This window comes from Candidatus Pelagibacter communis (assembly GCF_001180205.1).
GTDB lineage: Bacteria > Pseudomonadota > Alphaproteobacteria > Pelagibacterales > Pelagibacteraceae > Pelagibacter > Pelagibacter ubique_O.
Genome location: NZ_CVSU01000047.1, coordinates 1 through 1,226, shown reverse-complemented (window position 1 = coordinate 1,226; position 1,226 = coordinate 1). Strand labels below are relative to the sequence as shown.

General features: G+C 26.9%; 1 protein-coding gene. It reads right to left on the bottom strand.

Annotation, left to right across the window (positions count from 1 at the left end):
* On the bottom strand, positions 1-1,226 hold a 1,226-nt coding region (locus AMO08_RS02275), incomplete at both ends, for a DNA translocase FtsK (protein ID WP_143323792.1).

The following is a 1,226-nucleotide window of genomic DNA, read 5'->3' as shown; positions in this document are numbered from 1 at the left end:
CTTTACCTGCTACAAGCATTAAATCTGACATCTCATCAACGACTACCACAATATAAGGCATAGGAAGCTTATGTTTTGTATTATAACCATCAATATTTCTAACACTTTCTTTGGTCATTAATCTGTATCTACTTTCCATTTCTTTAACTACCCATCCCAAAACTGATGCTGCTTTTTTTGCCTCTGTAATTACAGGGCATAATAAATGTGGTATCCCTTCGTAAGTAGATAATTCTAACATTTTTGGATCAATTAAAATAAATTTACATTTTTCAGGAGTATGTCGATAAAGAAGTGAAAGAATAATTGTATTTATACATACAGATTTTCCAGAACCAGTTGTTCCGGCAATTAATAGGTGTGGCATTGAAGATAAGTCTCCAATAATAGGGTTTCCAGAAATACTTTTCCCTAATGCTATTGGTAATTTAGTCTCTCTTTTTTTAAAATCAGAATGATTTAAAATTTCACTTAAAAAAACATTTTCTCTAGAATTGTTTGGCAGTTCAATGCCAATTGTATTGCTACCTGGTATAGTTGCAATTCTCGCGGACTCAGAACTAGTATTTCTGGCTATATCATCTGACAAATTAATTATTTTTGAGACTTTTACACCTGCTGCAGGCTCAAATTCATTTAATGTAACCACAGGTCCATGGCTAACTTTTTTAATATTACCATTAACACCAAAGTCTAATAAAATTTTTTCTAAAAATTCAGGATCTTGAGTTTCATTTTTATCTTTATTAGATTTTCCCTTTTTATCTGGGATCGTAAGTAACTCTAAACTTGGTAATTTAAATTTAACTCTATTTTCATTTTTATTTTCAACTTTTATAAAAGGTAAATCTTCCTGTATAAGATTTTTAATTTGTTCTTGAGGTATATACTCTTTAATTATTTCATTTTTATTTGTGTAACTTTTTTCACCTACAGAGACGAATATTCCTAGTATTTTTTTGATTGTTTTATAAAATCTCAAAGGATGAAAATTTATACTAACTAAAAAGAAAGTTAAATTTAAGATTATTAAAACATAATAAAATATTGTTTCATTAATTTGCATCAACGAAGTTAAAAAGGTTTGTTTTAAGTAATAACCAATAAATCCACCATTTCCATTTATATAAAGAGTGAATGAATTTGAATAAAAATATTCTAAAAAAAACGATCCAATTAATGAGTAAATTATTGTAAAAAAAATATTTTCTATAACTAAAAAAAAA